At 50.0% G+C, this 20,939-nt stretch carries 18 protein-coding genes; 11 read left to right on the forward strand and 7 right to left on the reverse strand.

Annotated features, from left to right (window positions below):
- Positions 1-57 precede the first annotated feature (57 nt).
- The 5 genes from psuG to fruB all read right to left on the reverse strand — a co-directional run bounded on the left by psuG (position 58) and on the right by fruB (position 6,125).
- On the reverse strand, positions 58-996 hold the full coding sequence (gene psuG / locus A31E_RS11675; RefSeq protein ID WP_001516716.1) for a pseudouridine-5'-phosphate glycosidase: 939 nt from the start codon (positions 994-996) through the stop codon (positions 58-60).
- Positions 984-1,925 carry a pseudouridine kinase gene (locus A31E_RS11670; RefSeq protein ID WP_001516717.1) on the reverse strand — a complete coding sequence of 314 codons (942 nt, stop codon included), beginning with the start codon at positions 1,923-1,925 and terminating at the stop codon, positions 984-986. The genes psuG and A31E_RS11670 overlap by 13 nt, the downstream gene beginning before the upstream one ends.
- Positions 1,926-2,348: 423 nt before the next feature.
- Positions 2,349-4,040 carry a PTS fructose transporter subunit IIBC gene (gene fruA / locus A31E_RS11665; RefSeq protein WP_001516718.1) on the reverse strand — a complete coding sequence of 564 codons (1,692 nt, stop codon included), beginning with the start codon at positions 4,038-4,040 and terminating at the stop codon, positions 2,349-2,351.
- A 16-nt stretch (positions 4,041-4,056) separates the two neighbouring features.
- Positions 4,057-4,995, reverse strand: coding sequence for a 1-phosphofructokinase (gene fruK, locus A31E_RS11660; RefSeq protein ID WP_001516719.1), 939 nt, complete (start codon positions 4,993-4,995; stop codon positions 4,057-4,059).
- Positions 4,995-6,125, reverse strand: coding sequence for a fused PTS fructose transporter subunit IIA/HPr protein (gene fruB, locus A31E_RS11655; protein WP_000487268.1), 1,131 nt, complete (start codon positions 6,123-6,125; stop codon positions 4,995-4,997). The genes fruK and fruB overlap by 1 nt, the downstream gene beginning before the upstream one ends.
- Before the next feature lie 367 nt (positions 6,126-6,492).
- Between fruB and setB the strand changes: the two genes are divergently transcribed.
- Positions 6,493-7,674, forward strand: a complete 1,182-nt coding sequence (gene setB / locus A31E_RS11650; protein ID WP_000551958.1) for a sugar efflux transporter SetB — start codon at positions 6,493-6,495, stop codon at positions 7,672-7,674.
- On the opposite strand, the gene A31E_RS11645 is transcribed toward setB, so the two are convergent.
- Positions 7,671-7,925 (reverse strand): YkgJ family cysteine cluster protein, encoded by a 255-nt coding sequence (locus A31E_RS11645; protein ID WP_001516722.1) that lies wholly within the window; start codon positions 7,923-7,925, stop codon positions 7,671-7,673. The two genes, setB and A31E_RS11645, sit on opposite strands and share 4 nt — an antisense overlap.
- A gap of 154 nt (positions 7,926-8,079) precedes the next feature.
- On the opposite strand from A31E_RS11645, the gene yeiP reads away from it, so the two are divergent.
- The 10 genes from yeiP (at position 8,080) to yejF (ending at position 20,522) form a co-directional block, all read left to right on the forward strand.
- Positions 8,080-8,652: an elongation factor P-like protein YeiP gene (gene yeiP, locus A31E_RS11640; protein WP_001136827.1), complete on the forward strand. Its 573-nt coding sequence runs from the start codon at positions 8,080-8,082 to the stop codon at positions 8,650-8,652.
- A 221-nt stretch (positions 8,653-8,873) separates the two neighbouring features.
- Positions 8,874-10,340 carry a mannitol dehydrogenase family protein gene (locus A31E_RS11635; protein ID WP_010379413.1) on the forward strand — a complete coding sequence of 489 codons (1,467 nt, stop codon included), beginning with the start codon at positions 8,874-8,876 and terminating at the stop codon, positions 10,338-10,340.
- Positions 10,341-10,458: 118 nt separating this feature from the next.
- On the forward strand, positions 10,459-11,445 hold the full coding sequence (gene yeiR / locus A31E_RS11630) for a zinc-binding GTPase YeiR (RefSeq protein WP_000198840.1): 987 nt from the start codon (positions 10,459-10,461) through the stop codon (positions 11,443-11,445).
- A gap of 38 nt (positions 11,446-11,483) precedes the next feature.
- The gene (locus A31E_RS11625; protein WP_016248969.1) at positions 11,484-12,188 is read left to right on the forward strand and encodes a phosphatase PAP2 family protein; all 705 of its coding nucleotides are present in this window, start codon (positions 11,484-11,486) and stop codon (positions 12,186-12,188) included.
- A 421-nt stretch (positions 12,189-12,609) separates the two neighbouring features.
- Positions 12,610-13,176: a bifunctional murein DD-endopeptidase/murein LD-carboxypeptidase gene (mepS, locus tag A31E_RS11620; protein ID WP_000241011.1), complete on the forward strand. Its 567-nt coding sequence runs from the start codon at positions 12,610-12,612 to the stop codon at positions 13,174-13,176.
- Positions 13,177-13,358: 182 nt separating this feature from the next.
- Positions 13,359-14,915 (forward strand): cyclic di-GMP phosphodiesterase, encoded by a 1,557-nt coding sequence (locus A31E_RS11615; RefSeq protein WP_000470617.1) that lies wholly within the window; start codon positions 13,359-13,361, stop codon positions 14,913-14,915.
- An 81-nt stretch (positions 14,916-14,996) separates the two neighbouring features.
- Complete coding sequence (locus A31E_RS11610) at positions 14,997-16,811, forward strand: extracellular solute-binding protein (RefSeq protein WP_016248970.1); 1,815 nt, start codon at positions 14,997-14,999, stop codon at positions 16,809-16,811.
- The gene (locus A31E_RS11605; RefSeq protein WP_000501591.1) at positions 16,812-17,906 is read left to right on the forward strand and encodes a microcin C ABC transporter permease YejB; all 1,095 of its coding nucleotides are present in this window, start codon (positions 16,812-16,814) and stop codon (positions 17,904-17,906) included. It abuts the gene before it with no gap.
- On the forward strand, positions 17,906-18,931 hold the full coding sequence (locus A31E_RS11600) for an ABC transporter permease (protein WP_016248971.1): 1,026 nt from the start codon (positions 17,906-17,908) through the stop codon (positions 18,929-18,931). Before A31E_RS11605 ends, A31E_RS11600 begins: the two co-directional genes overlap by 1 nt.
- A 1-nt stretch (position 18,932) precedes the next feature.
- A complete protein-coding gene (yejF, locus tag A31E_RS11595) occupies positions 18,933-20,522 on the forward strand; it encodes a microcin C ABC transporter ATP-binding protein YejF (protein WP_016248972.1) in 1,590 nt (529 codons plus the stop codon).
- 3 nt (positions 20,523-20,525) lie between these two features.
- On the opposite strand, the gene A31E_RS11590 is transcribed toward yejF, so the two are convergent.
- Positions 20,526-20,870: a YejG family protein gene (locus A31E_RS11590; protein ID WP_000202798.1), complete on the reverse strand. Its 345-nt coding sequence runs from the start codon at positions 20,868-20,870 to the stop codon at positions 20,526-20,528.
- Between the last annotated feature and the right edge of the window lie 69 nt (positions 20,871-20,939).

Below are 20,939 nucleotides of genomic sequence, written 5' to 3' on the forward strand. Positions count from 1 at the left end.
ACGCCAGGTTTCGGTATGTATGATAAGTACGGGCGACGGCTTTCTGCCCGTCAGAAATTAACCCACGAGACGTTGATATTCTTTGGCAATTTCGCTCGCCAGAATGGCATTGTTAAACACCAACTGGATGTTAGATTTCAGGCTATCGCCGCCGGTCAGTTCAGCAACTCGCGCCAGCAGGAACGGCGTACTCTCTTTACCGATTACACCTTGCTCTTCAGCTTCGGCAACGGCCTGATCAATTGCAGCGTTAATACTTTCTTCCGGCATCGCAAACTGTTCCGGGATCGGGTTCGCCACCACCAGGCCACCGTTCAAACCACTTTGCCATTTCACCGCCATCGCACGGGCAATTTCGCTGGCGCTATCGAGACGGATGCTAACCTCAAACGGGCTGGTGCGGCAGAAAAATGCCGGTAATGCTTTGGTCTGATAACCAATTAACGGCACACCGAAGGTTTCTAAATATTCGGTGGTTAAACCTAAATCGAGAATAGATTTCGCTCCGGCACAAACCACGGTAACATTGGTATGCGCCAATTCCTGTAAATCGGCAGAAATATCGAATGTCTGTTCCGCGCCACGATGTACCCCACCAATACCGCCGGTGGCAAATACCTTAATTCCGGCAAGCGCCGCAATAATCATGGTTGAAGCAACAGTAGTAGCGCCATTTTTTCCGGCCGCAACAACAAAAGGTAAATCGCGACGGCTAACTTTGGTTACGTTATGTCCTTCACGCCCCAGTAATTCAATTTCTTCTTTGCTTAAGCCTACTTTCATCACACCGCCAATAATAGCGATAGTGGCTGGTACGGCTCCCTGTTGACGAATAGTTTCTTCTACTTCAATTGCAGTCTGGGCATTTTGTGGAAACGGCATACCGTGAGAAATAATGGTCGACTCCAGCGCCACAACCGGTTTTTTGTTTTTTAAAGCATCCTGCACTTCCGGGGAAATCTGTAATAACTCCGGGGAAATTTTTAATTCAGACATTCTGCGTTCTCCACTAACGATATAACGTTGGCAACCGATAAATCAGGGTTATTGGTGTATTCACAGGAGAGCGCCATTGACGAACATCCCTGTGCAAAACGAACGGATTCGGCAAACGGCATCCCGTCTACCCAGCACGAAGCAAGTCCCGCCATCATGGCATCGCCCGCTCCGGTAACATTGACGACATTGGTTTTAATCGGCGCAGACCAGCCGCTTTCACCGCGGATATCGCTGTAATAAACACCGTCACCGCCCATGCTCAGAACCAGTCGGTTCAGGCCATTTTGATGGAACCAGGCGGCAACTTTCGCCACATCTTCACGCCCCGAAAGGGCAATACCGCTCAGGGTTTCCGCTTCCAGACGGTTTGGCTTCAGTGTATGGATCTGCTTTAACCGTTCGCGTACTTTGACGCATTTCCATGCTGAAACAGGATCGACAAATACAGGTGCGTCGGCGGCGTTATCCAGGAGCCAGATCAGCGCCTCTTCACTGATATTACAGTCTGCGACAATGACCTTTGCCCCTTGAATAAAATCACGGTGCTGTGAGAGGAACTCCGCTGAAATACAGTTGCTAATATTCATATCATTTATAGCAACCAGCATTTCACCGGTATTATCGAGTAGAGATAAATAACTTGAGGTATTTTCCCCTGGCACAATAAGGCATTTATCGACATAAACACCGGACTGATTAGTTTGTGTCAGGAGCGATTGACCATAAAAATCACTTCCTACGGCGCTCAGTAGCCAGGATTTTTTCCCCAGCAACGCCAGGTTTTGTGAAATATTTCGCCCTACACCACCGGGGGTGAATTTTATTTTCCCAGGATTTGAATCCGCATAATTTAATGATCCATGTGAATATCCGGCGACATCAATATTAGCCGAACCTATAATTACGACATATTCCTTTTCGCGCATAGCACGTCCTCTGGTAAAAAATTACCAACCCTGTCAATCCACAAGAATATAGGTACTGCAAAGACCGTTTAAACATATGTTCATATTTAAACATGTGCTCATAGTATGCTTGTTTTACTTAAAGTAAATTACTGCCAGAGGGGCAAAATGAGCAGATTTGAGCAGGCTCACAAAACTCTATTATTGGCGGTTTTAGAAAAAGCGAAGAAATTGTGAAGTAATGCACAGAACTGAAACAATAAAAAAGGGCAGAAATTAATCTGCCCTTGAGAAAATGACGTTGCTGTTTGATGAGAGGTTCAGGTTTCTATTTGAAGTAAAAACCATTTAAATTCATAGAATTAATTTCAAACACTTTTCACTTATCTTGCGGTCATCAACGGATACAGGGCAGAAAATTCCTGCCCTGCAGTTCACGTTTTATTATGCTGTTTTCGCTACAGCGTCCACTTCCGGACGTTTCAGGAAAGCATAGGCCAAACCTGCCACCAGCGTACCGGCAATGATTGCCACCAGGTATCCCAGAACCGGCGTAATTGCGCCAGGGATCAGCAGAACAAACAGACCACCGTGCGGCGCCATCAGTTTCGCACCAATCGCCATAGAGATTGCACCAGTCAGCGCCCCACCAACGATACAGCACGGCAGTACTCGCATCGGATCGCGGGCGGCAAACGGAATTGCACCTTCAGAAATAAAGCACAGTCCCAGAACCAGAGCCGCTTTACCGCCTTCCTGCTGCGCTTTGTCGAATTTGCGACGAGCCACCATCGTAGCCAGCCCCATTGCCAGCGGTGGCACCATACCTGCCGCCATAATCGCCGCCATCGGGCCATAGGTTTGAGTACTCAGCAGACCCACACCAAACGCGTACGCCGCTTTGTTTACCGGACCGCCCATGTCAGTACACATCATTCCACCGAGGATCGCCCCCAGCAGAACCGCATTCGCAGTCCCCATAGTTTGCAGCCAGTGGGTCAGGCCTTCGAGGATGCCAGCAACCGGTTTACCGATCAGGTAGATCATCGCCAGACCCACCACCAGACTGGAAACTAGCGGAATGATCAGAATCGGTTTTAGCGCCTCCATACTCTGTGGCAGTTTCAGTTGCGTACTGATTAACTTCGCAATGTAACCGGCCAGGAAACCCGCAATAATACCGCCAATGAAGCCAGAACCGGTGCTGACCGCCAGCATACCGCCAATCAGACCCGGAGTAAGCCCCGGACGATCGGCAATAGAGAAGGCAATATAACCCGCCAGTACCGGAACCATCAGCGCAAAAGCTGAACCGCCGCCAATCTGCATCAGCGCCGCAGCAAGCGTCCCTTGCTCTTTAAATGCTTCAATACCAAACGCAAAAGAAAGCGCGATACACAGACCGCCAGCAACCACCATCGGCAACATGTAAGAAACGCCCGTCAACAGGTGACGATACGCGCCTGCACTCTCTTTCTTAGCTTCAGAGCTTGCCGTTTGGGCTTTACCTGCTGGCTCATAAGGCGTCGCTTCAGCAACCGCTTTATCCAGCTCCTGCGCCGTTTTCTTCAGCGCCAGTCCGGTAGAAGTGCGGTACATGGGTTTACCGGCAAATTTTGCCAGATCGACTTCAATGTCTGCCGCCACAATCACCAAATCCGCTGCCGCCACTTCTTCAGGCGTGATGGCATTCCCCGCACCAACAGAGCCACGGGTTTCAACTTTCACCCACCAACCGCGTTTTTTCGCTTCAGTTTCAATAGCTTCAGCCGCCATAAAGGTGTGTGCCACGCCGGTTGGGCAAGCAGTAACCGCAACCACGCGTTTCGGGCCGCTGGCTGCAACCGGTGCTGTAGCAGCTACCGGCGCAGTGTAAGGTTTCGCATGGCCTTTGGCTTCGCTCAGGAACAGCTCCGGATGCGCGACGGCCCGGGAAATATCGCCCAGCCAGACATTTTTACCGTTCAGCGCGCTATCGTTCGGGATGGAATCACCAAGAACAATCGCCATTTCAGCGTCGTTAGGATTATCGATGATTTCCAGTTTTGCTTTTCGCGCCGCCGCGCCCAGCAGGGTCTTCGCCATATAGGCGCGTGCCTGACCGAGATTAGCGTCAATAATCAGCAGCGTTTTCATTATGCCTCTCCTGCTGTCAGTTAAAAGGTTGTAAGTCGACGCGCGCCATCATTGCGGCCAACTGCGGACGATCGGTAATACCTACATTACTTTGACTTACCGCCAGGGCTGCAACAGCCGTCGCCAGACGCAGTGTGTGTTCACTGGATTCACGCATTAGCAAGCCATAAATCAGGCCACCAACCATAGAATCCCCTGCGCCAACTGTGCTTACGACATCGACTGCCGGTGGTTTGGCGATCCATTCGCCGGAGGCATTAACCCAAAGCGCGCCTTCGGCACCCAGTGAAATTACAACATGCGCGATACCTTGTTCACGTAGCGCATGTGCAGCTTCAATGACATCTTTCATTTCAGGCAGTTTACGACCCGCCCAGATTTCCAACTCACGGCGGTTAGGTTTCACCAGCCATGGTGCCGCTTTCAAACCAGCCACTAACGCTTCACGGCTACTATCAAAGATAATGCAAGGACACTGACTACGCAGGCGAGTCATCCAGTCAGTGAATGCTTCCGGGCTGACACCTGACGGTAAACTACCGCTGACACAGACCATATCGAACTGACCAAGCCAGCTTAAAGAATCCGTCACAAAGCGTTCCCAGTCGGCTGGAGTAACTTCGAAACCAGAGAAGTTGAGATCGGTGACTTCACCGTCTTTTTCTGTCAGCTTGACGTTAATGCGGGTACGCCCCTGGACAACCTGGAAACGGTTGGCAATGCCCAGCTCGCTGAACAGTTGCTGAAAACCGTCCTGATTGTCTTTGCCGAGGAAACCGCCAACGGTGACATCAATCCCCAGGTCTTTTAAAACTTTGGCCACGTTGATGCCTTTACCCGCTGCATGCAGACCGGTGGTTTTCACCAGGTTCACTTCGCCGCGTTCAATTTCCGGGCAGAAACCGACAAGGTCATAGGCCGGATTGAGGGTGATCGTAGCAACACGTCTGCTCATTACGCGCCCTCCCCAAGACCGGCGGCGATGGCGTCGCCAATGGCTTTCAGCGCCTGTTCAGCATCTGCTCCCTGGGCGGTAAAACGTAGGCGATGACCTTTCTTAACGCCAAGTGCTACAACTTTCATTAGACTACGTCCATTTGCCGGTTTGCCGGTGCCATCAAGGTTTGTCACGGTAATATCACTGTTAAATTGTTTAATGGTATTGACCAGCATGGTGCCTGGGCGGGCATGCAGGCCGTGTTCATTGCGCACCACAAACTCCGCGCTTAACACGTCGTCGGTCGGCACATCATCGCTGGTCAGCAGCGCCAGCAACGTTGCTGCATCAGCTTTCAACAGACGTTCAGCCTTATTGTCGATCAGCAGGTCGCTCAGACGCTTAAGTACCGCGACTGGCTGATCGTCATTCATCGCCACACTCACCAGCATGGCTGCCGTTTCGCCTTCAACATCAAAAGCATTTGCCGCACGGCTTACCGCAATGGCGCTGCGCAGGTTGCCTTCGGCACTATCGTTCAGCCAGATCCCCTGCCCGAGGTTCAACGGCTGTTCATTGATGGCTTTGGTAACAAAAGCGGTATCAACCGCGCCCGCTTCTTTCAGACGAGCAGCATTCAGCGCCTGAAGAGTCAGCAAATCGCTGGCGACGATATCCAGCGTCAGCATTTCGTTATCAAGCTTCAACTGTTCACTCTGCTTTTCGCCCATCAGCAGTGCGCGCAGTTCTTCTGCAGTGGTGGCTGATTTCAGTTGTTCAGCAACGGAATCATCGCTCAGGACGTGCGTCAGTTGACGCAACAGCCCCAGATGTTCATCCGAGCTGGCGGCAATACCGATAGCAACATATGCCACCTGACCTTCACCCCATGTCACGCCTTCCGGGAACTGAAACACCTGAACGCCGGTTTTCAGTACCTGATCGCGGGTGTCGGTGGTGCCGTGTGGAATAGCAATACCATTGCCGAGGAACGTTGAGGTTTGCTGTTCGCGCGCCAGCATGCCATTGACGTAACCTTCAGCGACATTACCGGCCTGCACCAGCGCCGCAGCGACCTGGCGAATCGCCTCTTCTTTGTCTCCGGCCTTTTCGCCCGGATGGATGTCCTGTACGGATAACTGGAACATAGTTCTCCTCTCTTGCTGAATTGAAACGATTCAGCTTCTATGAGAAAAAAAGCGCTAACCTGGCTTAGGGTTAAAGACAAGATCGCGCTGAAACGTTTCAAGAAAGCATAATACTTCTGTTTCAGCACGCAAGGGATGGCGCTAAATTATGTACAAAAGTTTGATGTGCTGCACATTTTTTTGCCGATAATCTGAATCGCTGATGGCGAAATTTGTTATCAACATGATCATTTCAGCAGCGTCAGCAAAGGTTCAACAAGAGTGAAATAGCATTTTGATTATTCATGGCGAGTTTGATTTCACTGACTGTTTATTTTCTGACAAGCGGCGTAAACTCCGCGTCTTCATCTTTCAGTGATCGACCAGCATGCATAATTCCCCCGCAGTCTCCAGCGCGAAATCGTTTGACCTGACATCAACGGCATTCTTAATTGTTGCCTTTCTCACCGGCATTGCAGGCGCTCTGCAAACCCCAACGCTCAGTATTTTTCTTACCGATGAGGTACACGCCCGCCCGGCAATGGTGGGATTCTTCTTTACCGGCAGCGCCGTCATCGGGATTCTGGTCAGCCAGTTTCTCGCCGGGCGCTCCGATAAGCGCGGCGATCGTAAATCACTGATTGTCTTTTGCTGCCTGTTAGGCGTGCTGGCCTGCACCCTTTTCGCCTGGAATCGCAACTACTTCATCCTGTTGTTTGTCGGCGTTTTTCTTAGCAGCTTTGGCTCTACCGCCAACCCGCAGATGTTTGCTCTTGCCCGTGAACATGCCGATAAAACCGGGCGTGAAGCAGTGATGTTCAGCTCTTTTTTGCGCGCCCAGGTTTCACTGGCATGGGTCATCGGCCCGCCGCTGGCTTATGCCTTAGCGATGGGTTTCAGCTTTACGGTAATGTATCTCAGCGCGGCGGTAGCGTTTATTGTTTGCGGCGTGATGGTGTGGCTGTTTTTACCGTCGATGCAAAAAGAGGTTCCGCTGGCGACCGGCACGGTTGAAGCACCGCGGCGTAACCGTCGCGATACGCTATTGCTGTTTGTCATTTGTACGTTGATGTGGGGTTCAAATAGCCTGTACATCATCAACATGCCGCTATTTATTATTAACGAACTACATCTTCCAGAAAAACTGGCGGGTGTGATGATGGGGACCGCCGCCGGGCTGGAAATCCCGACGATGTTAATTGCCGGTTATTTTGCCAAACGTCTGGGTAAGCGGTTCTTGATGCGCGTAGCAGCCGTGGGTGGCATCTGTTTTTACGCAGGTATGCTGATGGCACATTCACCTGTCATTCTGTTGGGCTTACAGATGCTGAATGCTATTTTTATCGGTATTCTTGGCGGTATTGGGATGCTCTATTTTCAGGATCTGATGCCCGGCCAGGCGGGTTCAGCAACCACGCTCTATACCAATACATCACGTGTGGGCTGGATTATCGCCGGTTCAGTAGCCGGAATAGTCGCAGAGATCTGGAATTATCATGCAGTGTTCTGGTTTGCGATGGTGATGATTATCGCCACCCTGTTCTGCTTACTGCGGATTAAAGATGTTTAAGGCGCGGTCAGTATTTCCAGATCGATAAGCCAGGTCATTGCCTGCTGACGCGTGTTGCCGCACATTTCTGCACTGGCTTGTAAGCCTGCGCAGACTCTCGGGCGCAGTGGCGAGGTAAAAATTTTACAGCGTTGCTGTTCATCGAGCTGAATGCAGGGTGTATTGGCGGGCTTGCCATCTGGCATACCCGGAATAGGGCTGGAGATTGAGGGGGCGGTACAACACGCCCCGCAATCCGGACGGCATTCCATACATTGTTCTCTTCAGGTTAACCACCGGATTGATGAGCGCGCACAGTACCACCTTTTTTGCACCAGCAAAAGTGCGAATACCTCTTGCCTGAAATGGCCGTCGCGAGTAGTTTGTCGCGATATTTTTGACATTTTCGACTACAGGAATTTTTCGATGCCAAGAGCGAACGAAATTAAAAAAGGTATGGTTCTGAATTACAACGGCAAATTGCTGCTGGTTAAGGATATTGATATTCAGTCCCCCACTGCCCGCGGTGCCGCTACGCTGTACAAAATGCGCTTTTCTGATGTCCGTACCGGGCTGAAAGTAGAAGAGCGTTTCAAAGGTGATGATATCGTTGACACCGTGACGCTGACCCGCCGCTATGTTGACTTCTCCTACGTTGATGGCAACGAATATGTCTTTATGGATAAAGAAGACTATACGCCGTATACCTTCACGAAAGATCAGATTGAAGAAGAACTGCTGTTTATGCCGGAAGGCGGTATGCCTGACATGCAGGTTTTGACCTGGGACGGCCAACTGCTGGCACTTGAACTGCCGCAGACCGTTGATCTGGAAATCGTTGAAACCGCACCAGGCATTAAAGGTGCTTCTGCCAGCGCACGTAACAAACCGGCGACATTAAGCACCGGTCTGGTGATTCAGGTGCCAGAATACTTAAGCCCGGGCGAAAAAATCCGTATCCATATCGAAGAACGCCGTTACATGGGGCGTGCTGACTAACTTCAGCCACATTCAAAAAGGGACTGCTCAGGCTGTCCCTTTTTTAATTTATTATACCAATCTGCTATTTTGTGCTTACTGAACGCCTTCCGCCCGTAAAATTTACTCGTTGATTGATCGCCCTCACACTTCATTGCATTAACAATCCAGACCAATTTCAATTGCTGTCATATAACTTTACACTGCCATTGTTAATTAATCGTTACTGAGACGTGACCTCTATGAATACTATTGCCTCCGTTACGCTCCCTCATCACGTACACACTCCATGCTACGATCGCCAGCAATTGAAATCCCGTATCGTTCATTTTGGCTTTGGAGCCTTTCACCGCGCACATCAGGCATTATTAACCGATCGTGTGCTGAATGCGCAGGGTGGCGACTGGGGAATTTGTGAAATCAGCCTGTTCAGCGGTGAGCAATTGATGAGCCAGCTTCGCGCACAAGACCATTTATACACTGTGTTAGAGAAAGGTGCAGACGGCAATCAGGCGATTATTGTCGGTGCCGTTCACGAATGCCTGAATGCAAAACTGGATTCATTAGCAGCGATTATTGAGAAATTTTGCGAACCGCAGGTGGCGATAGTTTCCCTGACGATTACCGAAAAGGGGTATTGCATCGACCCGGCCACCGGCACGCTCGACACCAGCAATTCGCGCATTATTCACGATCTACAAACGCCGGAAGAACCTCATTCCGCACCAGGCATTCTTGTCGAAGCACTGAAACGCCGCCGTGAACGCGGCCTTGCGCCATTTACCGTGCTCTCCTGCGACAATATTCCCGACAATGGCCATGTGGTGAAAAATGCGGTGTTGGGAATGGCAGAAAAACGCTCACCAGAACTCACCGAATGGATAAAAGAACACGTCAGCTTTCCGGGAACGATGGTTGATCGCATTGTTCCGGCAGCAACCGACGAATCGCTGGCGGAAATTAGCCAGCATCTGGCCGTGAATGATCCCTGTGCGATTAGCTGCGAACCGTTTATCCAGTGGGTAGTGGAAGATCACTTCGTTGCAGGACGTCCAGCCTGGGAAGTCGCAGGTGTACAACTGGTGGATGATGTTTTGCCCTGGGAGGAGATGAAACTGCGCATGCTTAATGGCAGCCACTCTTTTCTCGCTTATCTGGGTTATCTCGCAGGGTTTGCCCATATCAGTGATTGCATGCATGACCGCGCATTTCGCCATGCCGCCAGAACGTTAATGCTGGATGAGCAAGCGCCGACGCTACGGATTAAAAATGTCGATTTGACGCAATATGCGGATAAGTTAATTGAACGTTTTGCCAATCCCGCACTGAAACATAAAACCTGGCAAATCGCGATGGATGGCAGTCAGAAATTACCGCAACGCATGCTGGCGAGCATTCGCATTCATCTGGCGCGCGAAACAAACTGGCCGTTACTGGCGTTAGGAGTCGCAGGCTGGATGCGCTATGTGAGCGGCGTTGATGATGCCGGAAATGCCATTGATGTTCGCGATCCGCTCAGCGATAAAATTCGCGATCTGGTTGCGGAAAGTAGCAGTGAACAACGCGTTAGCGCCCTGCTTTCTCTGCGTGAAGTTTTCGGTGATGACCTGCCCAATAACCCGCATTTTGTGCAGACAATCAAAAATGCCTGGCAACAAATAGCGCAGTTTGGAGCGCATCAGGCACTGTTAAATACCCTCAAAATTTAACGATTTCTGCGGTTAAGGTGGACGGAGGCATGCTTCGTCCGCTCCTTCTCTTCTCTTTTCCAGCTTTTTTAGCCAGGATTAACGCACAGTTAACTAATCTGATTATTGCGGAGCCGTTGTGACCAGGACCAACCTCATCACCGGTTTTCTCGGCAGCGGGAAAACGACGTCAATTCTTCATCTATTAGCCCACAAAGATCCGCAAGAAAAATGGGCGGTGCTGGTTAATGAATTTGGTGAAGTCGGGATAGATGGTGCTTTGCTCGCTGACAGCGGTGCATTACTAAAAGAGATCCCCGGCGGCTGCATGTGCTGCGTTAATGGCTTACCGATGCAGGTGGGGCTGAATACCTTACTGCGCCAGGGAAAACCAGACCGCTTGCTGATAGAGCCTACAGGGCTGGGCCATCCAAAACAGATCCTCGATCTGTTAACCGCTCCGGTTTATGAACCGTGGATCGATCTGCGCGCCACGTTATGTATTCTCGATCCTCGCCTGCTGCTGGATGAAAAAAGCGTCAATAATGAAAATTTCCGTGACCAGTTGGCTGCCGCAGACATTATTGTCGCCAATAAATCCGACCGAGCGACGTCCGAAAGCGAGCAAGCGTTGCAACGCTGGTGGCAACAAAATGGTGGCGATCGGCAATTAATTCACAGCGAACATGGGCAAATTGATGGTCATCTTCTGGATTTACCCCGTCGCAATTTAATCAAATTACCCGCCAGCGCCGCCCATTCACATCAGCATACCGTGAAAAAAGGGTTAGCCGCGTTAAGCCTGCCAGAGCATCAACGCTGGCGTCGCAGTCTCAACAGCGGACAAGGGCATCAGGCCTGCGGTTGGATATTCGATGCTGATACGGTGTTCGACACCGTTGGCATTCTGGAATGGGCGCGGCTTGCACCAGTGGAACGCGTGAAAGGCGTGATGCGTATTCCTGAAGGACTGGTGCGAATCAACCGTCAGGGCGATGACTTGCACATTGAAACGCAAAACGTGGCACCACCGGACAGTCGCGTTGAGCTGATTTCCAGCAGCGAAACTGACTGGAATGCCTTACAGAGCGCGCTGTTGAAGCTTCGTTTAGTGACCAACGCGTAAGGTTGCTTGCGTTTTTCAGTAAGATGATTAGAGAAAATATGATTAAAAATTTGCCGCAAATAGCGTTGTTAAACGTTGTCGGCCTCGCGCTGTTTCTTTCCTGGTACATTCCCGTCAATCATGGATTCTGGTTGCCGATTGACGCGGATATTTTCTATTTTTTTAATCAGAAACTGGTCGAAAGCAAGACTTTTTTATGGCTGGTCGCATTGACCAATAATCGCGCTTTTGACGGCTGTTCACTGCTGGCAATGGGACTGCTGATGCTGAGTTTCTGGCTGAAAGAAAACGCCTCCGGCAGACGCCATATCATGATTATCGGTCTCGTCATGCTGTTAACCGCAGTGGTATTAAACCAGTTGGGCCAGGCATTAATTCCGGTAAAGCGAGCCAGCCCGACATTAACATTTGCGAATATTAACCGCGTCAGCGAACTGTTATCTGTGCCAACAAAAGATGCCTCGCGAGATAGTTTTCCTGGCGATCATGGCATGATGTTGCTTATTTTTTCTGCATTCATGTGGCGTTATTTCGGAAAAGTCGCAGGCGTCATCGCCCTTATTATTTTTGTGGTATTTGCATTTCCCAGAGTGATGATTGGCGCACACTGGTTTACCGATATCATTGTCGGTTCCCTGACTGTGATATTGATTGGTTTGCCCTGGTGGTTGATGACGCCATTAAGTGATCGATTAATCACCTTCTTTGACAAATCATTGCCAGGAAAAAGAAAACATTCCTAAAACAAATAACTCACAGTAATTAACATCATCAGGTTTATTTTCATAGACCGGATAATCCTGATGATGCACTGCGTTGCTTTCGTTCATCGAGTAAAATAGTCATTCTCTAACGAAATGAATGGATTGCATGCTTTTTGCCCAATCGTTCTTTAATTGACCAATCCCGGTTATTAACTTTCTGTATCACTTTTTCTTATAAAAAATCATGTAAAACCCCTCGCCAAGACCGCGCCAATCGGGTAATCTCGAACTCGTTTTGCCTCGGCGGTAAATTATCCTCACAGCATATAATTTTGTGCGTTAGTCCACAGATTTGGCCTTAGGGAATTGTTTCAACATGCCCAGGTAATTAGTCTCGTCTCGCTTGGCATTTTTTTATAACGATATTTGTCGTTAAGGACTTCAAGGGAAAACAAACAACATGGTCAAATCTCAACCGATTTTGAGATATATCTTGCGCGGCATTCCCGCGATTGCAGTAGCGGTTCTGCTTTCTGCATGTAGTGCAAACAACACCGCAAAGAATATGCATCCTGAGACACGTGCAGTGGGTAGTGAAACATCATCACTGCAAGCTTCTCAGGATGAATTTGAAAACCTGGTTCGTAATGTCGACGTAAAATCGCGAATTATGGATCAGTATGCTGACTGGAAAGGCGTGCGTTATCGTCTGGGCGGCAGCACCAAAAAAGGTATCGATTGTTCTGGTTTCGTACAGCGTACATTCCGCGAACAATTTGGCTTAGAACTCCCTCGTTCAACTTATGAACAACAGGAAATGGGCAAGTCAGTTTCCCGCAGTAATTTGCGTACAGGTGACTTAGTTCTGTTCCGTGCCGGTTCAACGGGACGCCATGTCGGTATTTATATCGGCAATAATCAGTTCGTTCATGCTTCCACCAGCAGTGGTGTTATTATTTCCAGCATGAATGAGCCGTACTGGAAAAAGCGTTACAACGAAGCACGTCGGGTTCTTAGTCGCAGCTAATAAACCGTTTGGATGCAATCCCTTGGCTATCCTGACGAGTTAACTGAAGGCACTGCTTAAGCAGTGCTTTTTTATTTTCATCCATTATAGAAAATGATGTTTCCATGCCTTGATCCAGGCTATAGTCCCGTCATTCTCTTCTACTTCAGCGTTATCGTAATCTCAGGAATATTAACGGAACTATGTTCATACGCGCTCCCTCTTCCGGACGTAAGATCCTGCTTACCTGCATTATTGCGGGCGTGATGATCGCGATACTTGTCAGTTGCCTTCAGTTTTTAGTGGCCTGGCATAAACATGAAGTCAAATACGACACCTTGATTACCGACGTACAAAAATATCTCGACACCTATTTCACCGAGCTGAAGTCCACTACTGATCACCTCCAGCCACTCACCTTAGATACCTGTCAGCAAGCCAACCCTGAACTGACTGCACGTGCGGCATTCAGTATGAATGTACGAACGTTTGTGCTGGTAAAGGATAAAAAGAGTTTCTGTTCTTCTGCGACTGGTGAGATGGACATTCCGCTCAATGAACTGATTCCGGCGCTCGACATTAGTAAAAATATTGATATGGCAATGTTGCCTGGCACACCGATGGTGCCCAACAAACCCACGATCGTCATCTGGTATCGCAATCCTTTATTAAAAAATAGCGGCGTTTTTGCAGCATTGAACCTGAACCTGACGCCGTATCTTCTCTATAGCTCTCACCAGCAAGATTTCGATGGTATAGCACTCATTATTGGTAATACTGCGATATCGACCTTTACGCCGCATTTGATGAACGTCCGCGAGTTAACCGGCACGCCGGTACGTGAAACCAAAATCGCAGGCATTCCGCTGACTGTTCGACTTTATGCTAACGACTGGACATGGAGTGATGTGTGGTACGCGTTTTTACTGGGTGGAATGAGTGGAACTGTCGTTGGCCTGCTCTGCTATTACCTGATGAGCGTGCGTATGCGCCCTGGCAGAGAGATTATGATGGCCATCAAGCGTGAGCAGTTTTACGTGGTGTATCAACCGGTGGTTGATACACAAACGCTGCGGGTAACGGGTCTGGAAGTGTTACTGCGCTGGCGTCATCCGGTAGTGGGTGAAATCCCCCCGGATGCCTTCATTCATTATGCCGAATCGCAAAAGATGATTGTGCCACTGACCCAGCACCTGTTTGAGCTGATTGCTCGTGACGCGGCAGAATTACACAACGTACTGCCGGTGGGCGTAAAGTTTGGTATTAACATTGCGCCGGACCATTTGCACAACGAGAGCTTTAAAGCCGATATACATCGACTGCTTGCCTCCCTGCCCGCTCACCATTTCCAGATTGTGCTGGAAATTACCGAGCGCGATATGCTGAAAGAACATGAAGCGTCACAACTCTTCGCATGGCTGCATTCTGTCGGCGTGGAAATTGCCATTGATGACTTCGGCACCGGACACAGCGCGCTTATCTATTTGGAACGTTTCACGCTCGATTACCTGAAAATTGACCGCGGTTTCATCAATGCCATAGGTACGGAAACGGTCACCTCACCAGTGCTTGACGCGGTGCTGACGCTGGCGAAGCGTCTCAATATGCTGACAGTTGCTGAAGGGGTTGAAACGCCGGAACAGGCACGCTGGTTACGCGAACGTGGTGTTAATTTCCTGCAAGGTTACTGGATTAGTCGCCCTCTGCCGTTGGATGATTTTATCCGCTGGTTGGAGAAACCGCATACGCCGCAGTGGTAAGGAGTGCTTGTGTCCCTTATTATTCATAGAGAAAGCATGCCGGATTGCGGCTAATGATGAGTAAAAGGAAATCCATTGCAGATGATTGTGCGCATACTGCTGGTGTTTATCACCCTGTTCACCTTCGGTGTGCAGGCGCAGGCTATTAAGGAAAGCTATGCCTTTGCAGTACTGGGAGAACCCAGATATGCCTTTAATTTCAACAATTTTGATTATGTTAATCCTGCCGCGCCAAAAGGCGGGCAGATAACGTTATCCTCCATTGGCACCTTCGATAATTTCAACCGCTATGCACTACGCGGAAACCCCGGTGCACGTACCGAGCAGTTGTACGACACACTATTTACCACCTCCGATGACGAGCCGGGCAGTTATTACCCGCTAATTGCCGAAAGCGCGCGCTATGCCGACGATTATTCCTGGGTTGAAGTTGCTATTAATCCGCGCGCCCGTTTTCATGATGGTTCGCCCATTACTGCCCGCGATGTTGAGTTCACTTTTCAAAAGTTTATGACTGAAGGCGTGCCGCAATTTCACCTGGTATACAAAGGCACCACAGTTAAAGCCATTGCGCCGTTAACCGTGCGCATCGAATTAGCTAAACCCGGCAAAGAAGATATGCTTAGCCTGTTTTCACTGCCGGTATTTCCAGAAAAATACTGGAAGGGTCACAAACTGAGCGACCCGCTCGCTACGCCTCCACTTGCCAGTGGTCCGTATCGCATTACGGCCTGGAAAATGGGGCAAAATATTGTCTATTCCCGCGTGAAAGATTACTGGGCGGCAAACTTACCGGTAAACCGTGGACGCTGGAATTTCGACACCATTCGCTACGATTATTACCTTGACGATAACGTCGCTTTTGAAGCATTTAAAGCTGGTGCCTTTGATTTGCGCATGGAAAACGACGCCAAAAACTGGGCCACGCGCTATACCGGTAAAAATTTCGACAAAAAATACATTATCAAAGATGAGCAAAAGAACGAATCAGCCCAGGATACACGCTGGCTGGCGTTTAATATTCAGCGCCCGGTATTCAACGATCGCCGGGTTAGGGAAGCCATCACCCTCGCCTTCGACTTTGAATGGATGAACAAGGCCTTGTTTTACAATGCCTGGAGTCGCACTAACAGCTATTTTCAGAATACCGAATACGCTGCCAGAAATTACCCCGACGCTGCGGAACTGGTGCTGTTGGCACCAATGAAAAAAGATCTACCGCCAGAGGTGTTCACACAAATCTACCAGCCGCCAGAATCCAAAGGCGATGGCTACGACCGTGATAATCTGTTAAAAGCCGACAAACTTCTCAACGAAGCAGGCTGGGTACTGAAGGGTCAGCAACGCGTTAACGCTACGACGGGTCAGCTTCTCAGCTTTGAATTATTGCTTCCAGCCAGCAGTAATAGCCAGTGGGTATTGCCGTTCCAGCACAGCCTGCAACGGCTTGGTATCAACATGGACATTCGCAAGGTGGATAACTCACAAATCACCAACCGAATGCGCAGCCGCGACTATGACATGATGCCACGCGTGTGGCGGGCGATGCCGTGGCCCAGCTCCGATTTACAGATTTCCTGGTCATCGGAATATATCAACTCTACTTATAATGCTCCCGGCGTACAAAGTCCGGTCATCGACTCGCTGATCAACCAAATTATTGCCGCCCAGGGAAATAAAGAAAAATTACTGCCGTTGGGGCGCGCCCTGGATCGCGTATTAACGTGGAATTATTACATGTTGCCGATGTGGTACATGGCGGAAGACCGTCTCGCCTGGTGGGATAAATTCTCCCGCCCGGCAGTGCGTCCCGTTTATAGTCTCGGTATTGATACCTGGTGGTATGACGTCAATAAAGCGGCCAAACTGCCGTCAGCCAGACAACAGGGAGAGTAGATGGGCGCTTACCTGATTCGCCGTCTGTTGCTGGTGATCCCAACGTTATGGGCGATTATCACCATCAACTTTTTTATCGTGCAAATTGCGCCTGGCGGTCCGGTCGACCAGGCCATCGCCGCCATTGAGTTTGGTAATGCCGGAGTATTACCAGGTGCAGGCGGCGAAGGCGTGCGTGCCAGCCATGCACAAACGGGCGTCGGCAACATCAGCGACAGCAACTACCGCGGTGGACGCGGATTGGATCCAGAAGTGATCGCAGAGATCACCCATCGCTACGGTTTCGATAAACCGATCCACGAACGTTACTTCAAAATGCTCCGGGACTACATTTGTTTTGATTTTGGCGACAGCCTGTTTCGTAGCGCCTCAGTGCTGACATTGATTAAAGACAGCCTGCCGGTTTCCATCACCCTCGGATTGTGGAGCACGCTGATTATCTATCTGGTGTCAATTCCGCTGGGTATTCGCAAAGCCGTTTATAACGGTAGTCGCTTTGATGTCTGGAGTAGCGCATTTATTATCATCGGCTACGCTATTCCGGCCTTTTTGTTTGCAATCCTGCTGATTGTCTTCTTCGCGGGCGGCAGTTATTTCGACCTGTTCCCTCTGCGCGGCCTGGTTTCCGCTAATTTTGATTCACTACCGTGGTATCAGAAAATCACCGATTATCTGTGGCACATCACGCTACCCGTGCTGGCGACGGTGATTGGCGGCTTTGCGGCGCTCACCATGCTGACAAAAAACGCCTTTCTTGATGAAGTGCGCAAGCAATATGTGGTTACCGCGCGCGCGAAAGGAGTGAGTGAGAAAAACATTCTCTGGAAACATGTGTTCCGCAACGCCATGCTGTTGGTGATTGCCGGTTTTCCAGCGACTTTCATCAGCATGTTTTTCACCGGTTCGCTGTTGATTGAGGTGATGTTTTCACTCAATGGCCTCGGTTTGCTGGGCTATGAAGCGACCGTCTCGCGCGATTATCCGGTGATGTTTGGCACCTTGTATATTTTCACCCTGATTGGCCTGCTCCTGAATATCGTCAGTGATATCAGCTATACACTGGTCGATCCTCGTATTGATTTTGAGGGACGCTAATGCCGCAACTCAGCCCCGTCAATCAGGCCCGTTGGGCGCGTTTTCGTCATAATCATCGCGGCTACTGGTCGTTATGGATTTTCCTCTTCTTATTCAGTTTGAGTTTGTGTTCTGAACTGATCGCCAACGATAAACCGTTGCTGGTACGTTATGACGGTAGCTGGTATTTCCCGTTGCTGAAAAACTACAGTGAAAGTGATTTTGGCGGCCCGCTGGCAAGCCAGGCGGATTATCAGGATCCGTGGCTAAAACAACGGCTGGAGGATAAAGGCTGGGTACTGTGGGCACCGATTCGCTTTGGTGCTACCAGTATCAATTTTGCGACCGATAAGCCCTTCCCCTCCCCACCCTCACCGCAAAACTGGCTGGGGACGGATGCCAACGGCGGCGATGTGCTGGCGCGTATTCTGTATGGCACACGGATCTCGGTTCTGTTTGGTCTGATGCTGACACTCTGTTCCAGTGTGATGGGCGTGCTGGCGGGGGCGCTGCAAGGTTATTACGGCGGAAAAGTGGATCTCTGGGGGCAGCGCTTCATTGAAGTGTGGTCGGGGATGCCGACGCTGTTTCTGATAATTCTGCTTTCCAGTGTCGTTCAACCTAACTTCTGGTGGCTGCTGGCGATTACCGTCTTGTTTGGCTGGATGAGTCTGGTGGGCGTAGTGCGTGCGGAATTTTTGCGTACCCGTAATTTCGACTACATCCGCGCAGCGCAGGCGCTTGGCGTCAACGATCGCAGTATTATCCTGCGTCATATGTTGCCAAATGCAATGGTCGCTACCCTCACCTTTTTACCGTTTATTTTATGTAGCTCGATCACCACCCTGACCTCGCTCGATTTCCTCGGCTTCGGCTTGCCACTCGGTTCACCATCGCTCGGAGAACTGCTGTTACAAGGGAAAAATAACCTTCAGGCACCGTGGCTTGGGATCACCGCCTTCTTGTCGGTGGCGATATTATTGTCATTGCTGATCTTTATTGGTGAAGCAGTCCGCGACGCATTTGATCCTAATAAGGCGGTGTAGCATGACGCAAACTCTGTTAGCGATTGAAAATTTGTCGGTGGGTTTTCGCCATCAGCAAACCGTTCGCACCGTAGTGAATGATGTTTCGCTACGCATTGAAGCTGGCGAAACGCTGGCGCTGGTGGGTGAGTCTGGCTCCGGCAAGAGCGTTACTGCGCTGTCGATTTTACGTCTTCTCCCTTCCCCGCCTGTTGAATATCTCTCTGGCGATATTCGTTTTCATGGCGAATCGCTGCTTCATGCCAGCGAGCAAACGTTGCGTGGTGTGCGGGGAAATAAGATTGCCATGATTTTCCAGGAGCCGATGGTATCGTTAAACCCATTGCATACTCTGGAAAAACAGCTTTATGAAGTGCTTTCACTGCATCGCGGGATGCGTCGGGAAGCGGCGCGTGGTGAAATGCTTAATTGCCTCGATCGCGTCGGTATCCGCCAGGCAGCAAAACGGCTGACAGACTACCCGCATCAGCTCTCCGGCGGCGAACGTCAGCGGGTGATGATTGCAATGGCGCTACTCACTCGACCGGAATTATTGATTGCTGATGAACCGACTACCGCGCTGGACGTCTCTGTCCAGGCGCAGATTTTGCAATTATTACGCGAACTGCAACATGAACTGAATATGGGCATGTTATTTATTACTCATAACCTCAGCATTGTCAGAAAACTGGCCCACCGCGTGGCAGTGATGCAAAACGGTCGCTGTGTGGAGGAAAATCGCGCCACTGCGCTCTTTGCCTCCCCCGTTCATCCTTACACGCAAAAACTACTCAACAGCGAACCGTCAGGCAATCCAGTGCCGTTGCCAGAGCCAGCCTCAACGTTGCTTGATGTTGAACAGCTTCAGGTCGCTTTCCCCATTCGTAAGGGACTCCTGAAACGCGTCGTCGATCATAACGTGGTGGTGAAAAGCGTCAGTTTTACGCTTCGGGCGGGTGAAACGCTGGGTTTAGTGGGCGAGTCCGGCTCCGGCAAAAGCACCACAGGACTGGCGTTGCTACGATTAATTGACTCTCAGGGCAGCATCGTTTTTGACGGTCAGCCATTGCAAAATCTAACTCGTCGCCAGCTATTGCCCATTCGCCATCGCATTCAAGTGGTATTTCAGGATCCAAACTCCTCACTCAACCCACGACTCAACGTGTTGCAGATTATTGAGGAGGGGTTACGTGTGCATCAACCCACCCTTTCAGCCACGCAACGCGAAGAGCAAGTGAAAGCCGTAATGCAGGAAGTGGGGTTAGATCCTGAAACGCGCCACCGTTATCCGGCGGAGTTCTCGGGAGGTCAACGACAACGTATTGCGATTGCCCGAGCATTGATTCTGAAACCTTCGCTGATCATTCTTGATGAACCAACATCATCGCTCGACAAAACGGTACAGGCGCAAATATTGGCGCTATTGAAATCATTGCAACAAAAGCACCAACTAGCCTATTTGTTTATCAGCCATGATTTGCATGTTGTTCGCGCATTATGTCATCAGGTTATCGTGCTGCGACAGGGAGAAGTAGTGGAACAAGGACCGTGCGCGCGCGTGTTTGCCGCACCGCAACAGGAGTATACGCGTCAGCTACTGGCGTTGAGCTGATGCTTAAAAAGGATTGTAGTTTGAGAAAGGTTCGGCAATTGCCACACCAAAATTTTTCAGTCGACAGGTGGCGGCGAACTCATCCTGCCGATTAACAAACAGACATGGCTCACCTTCACACTCCAGTACCGAGCACGGAACTTCAATATCGCTTAATGCCTGGCTAAGTTTGTACATCACCGACCATGCGTTATCGCCATCCGGGCTAAGCAATTTAAGCGCCACCAGGCTGTTGTCACCGCACGGTCCATTTTGCGGAATCGGTTCAACTTTTGAACCTGCGAAACCAGCAGACCAACGATAGTTCTGCGGCAGTCGATGGACGATTGAGAGTTGTAATGAAGTCACTTATTTTCCCCGGAAGCACATTTAATTCACAATTTATTTACATTAATTTTAACACATCATCAACAACCC

It is taken from the genome of Escherichia sp. KTE159, from assembly GCF_000408805.1.
Taxonomy (GTDB): Bacteria; Pseudomonadota; Gammaproteobacteria; order Enterobacterales; family Enterobacteriaceae; genus Escherichia; species Escherichia marmotae.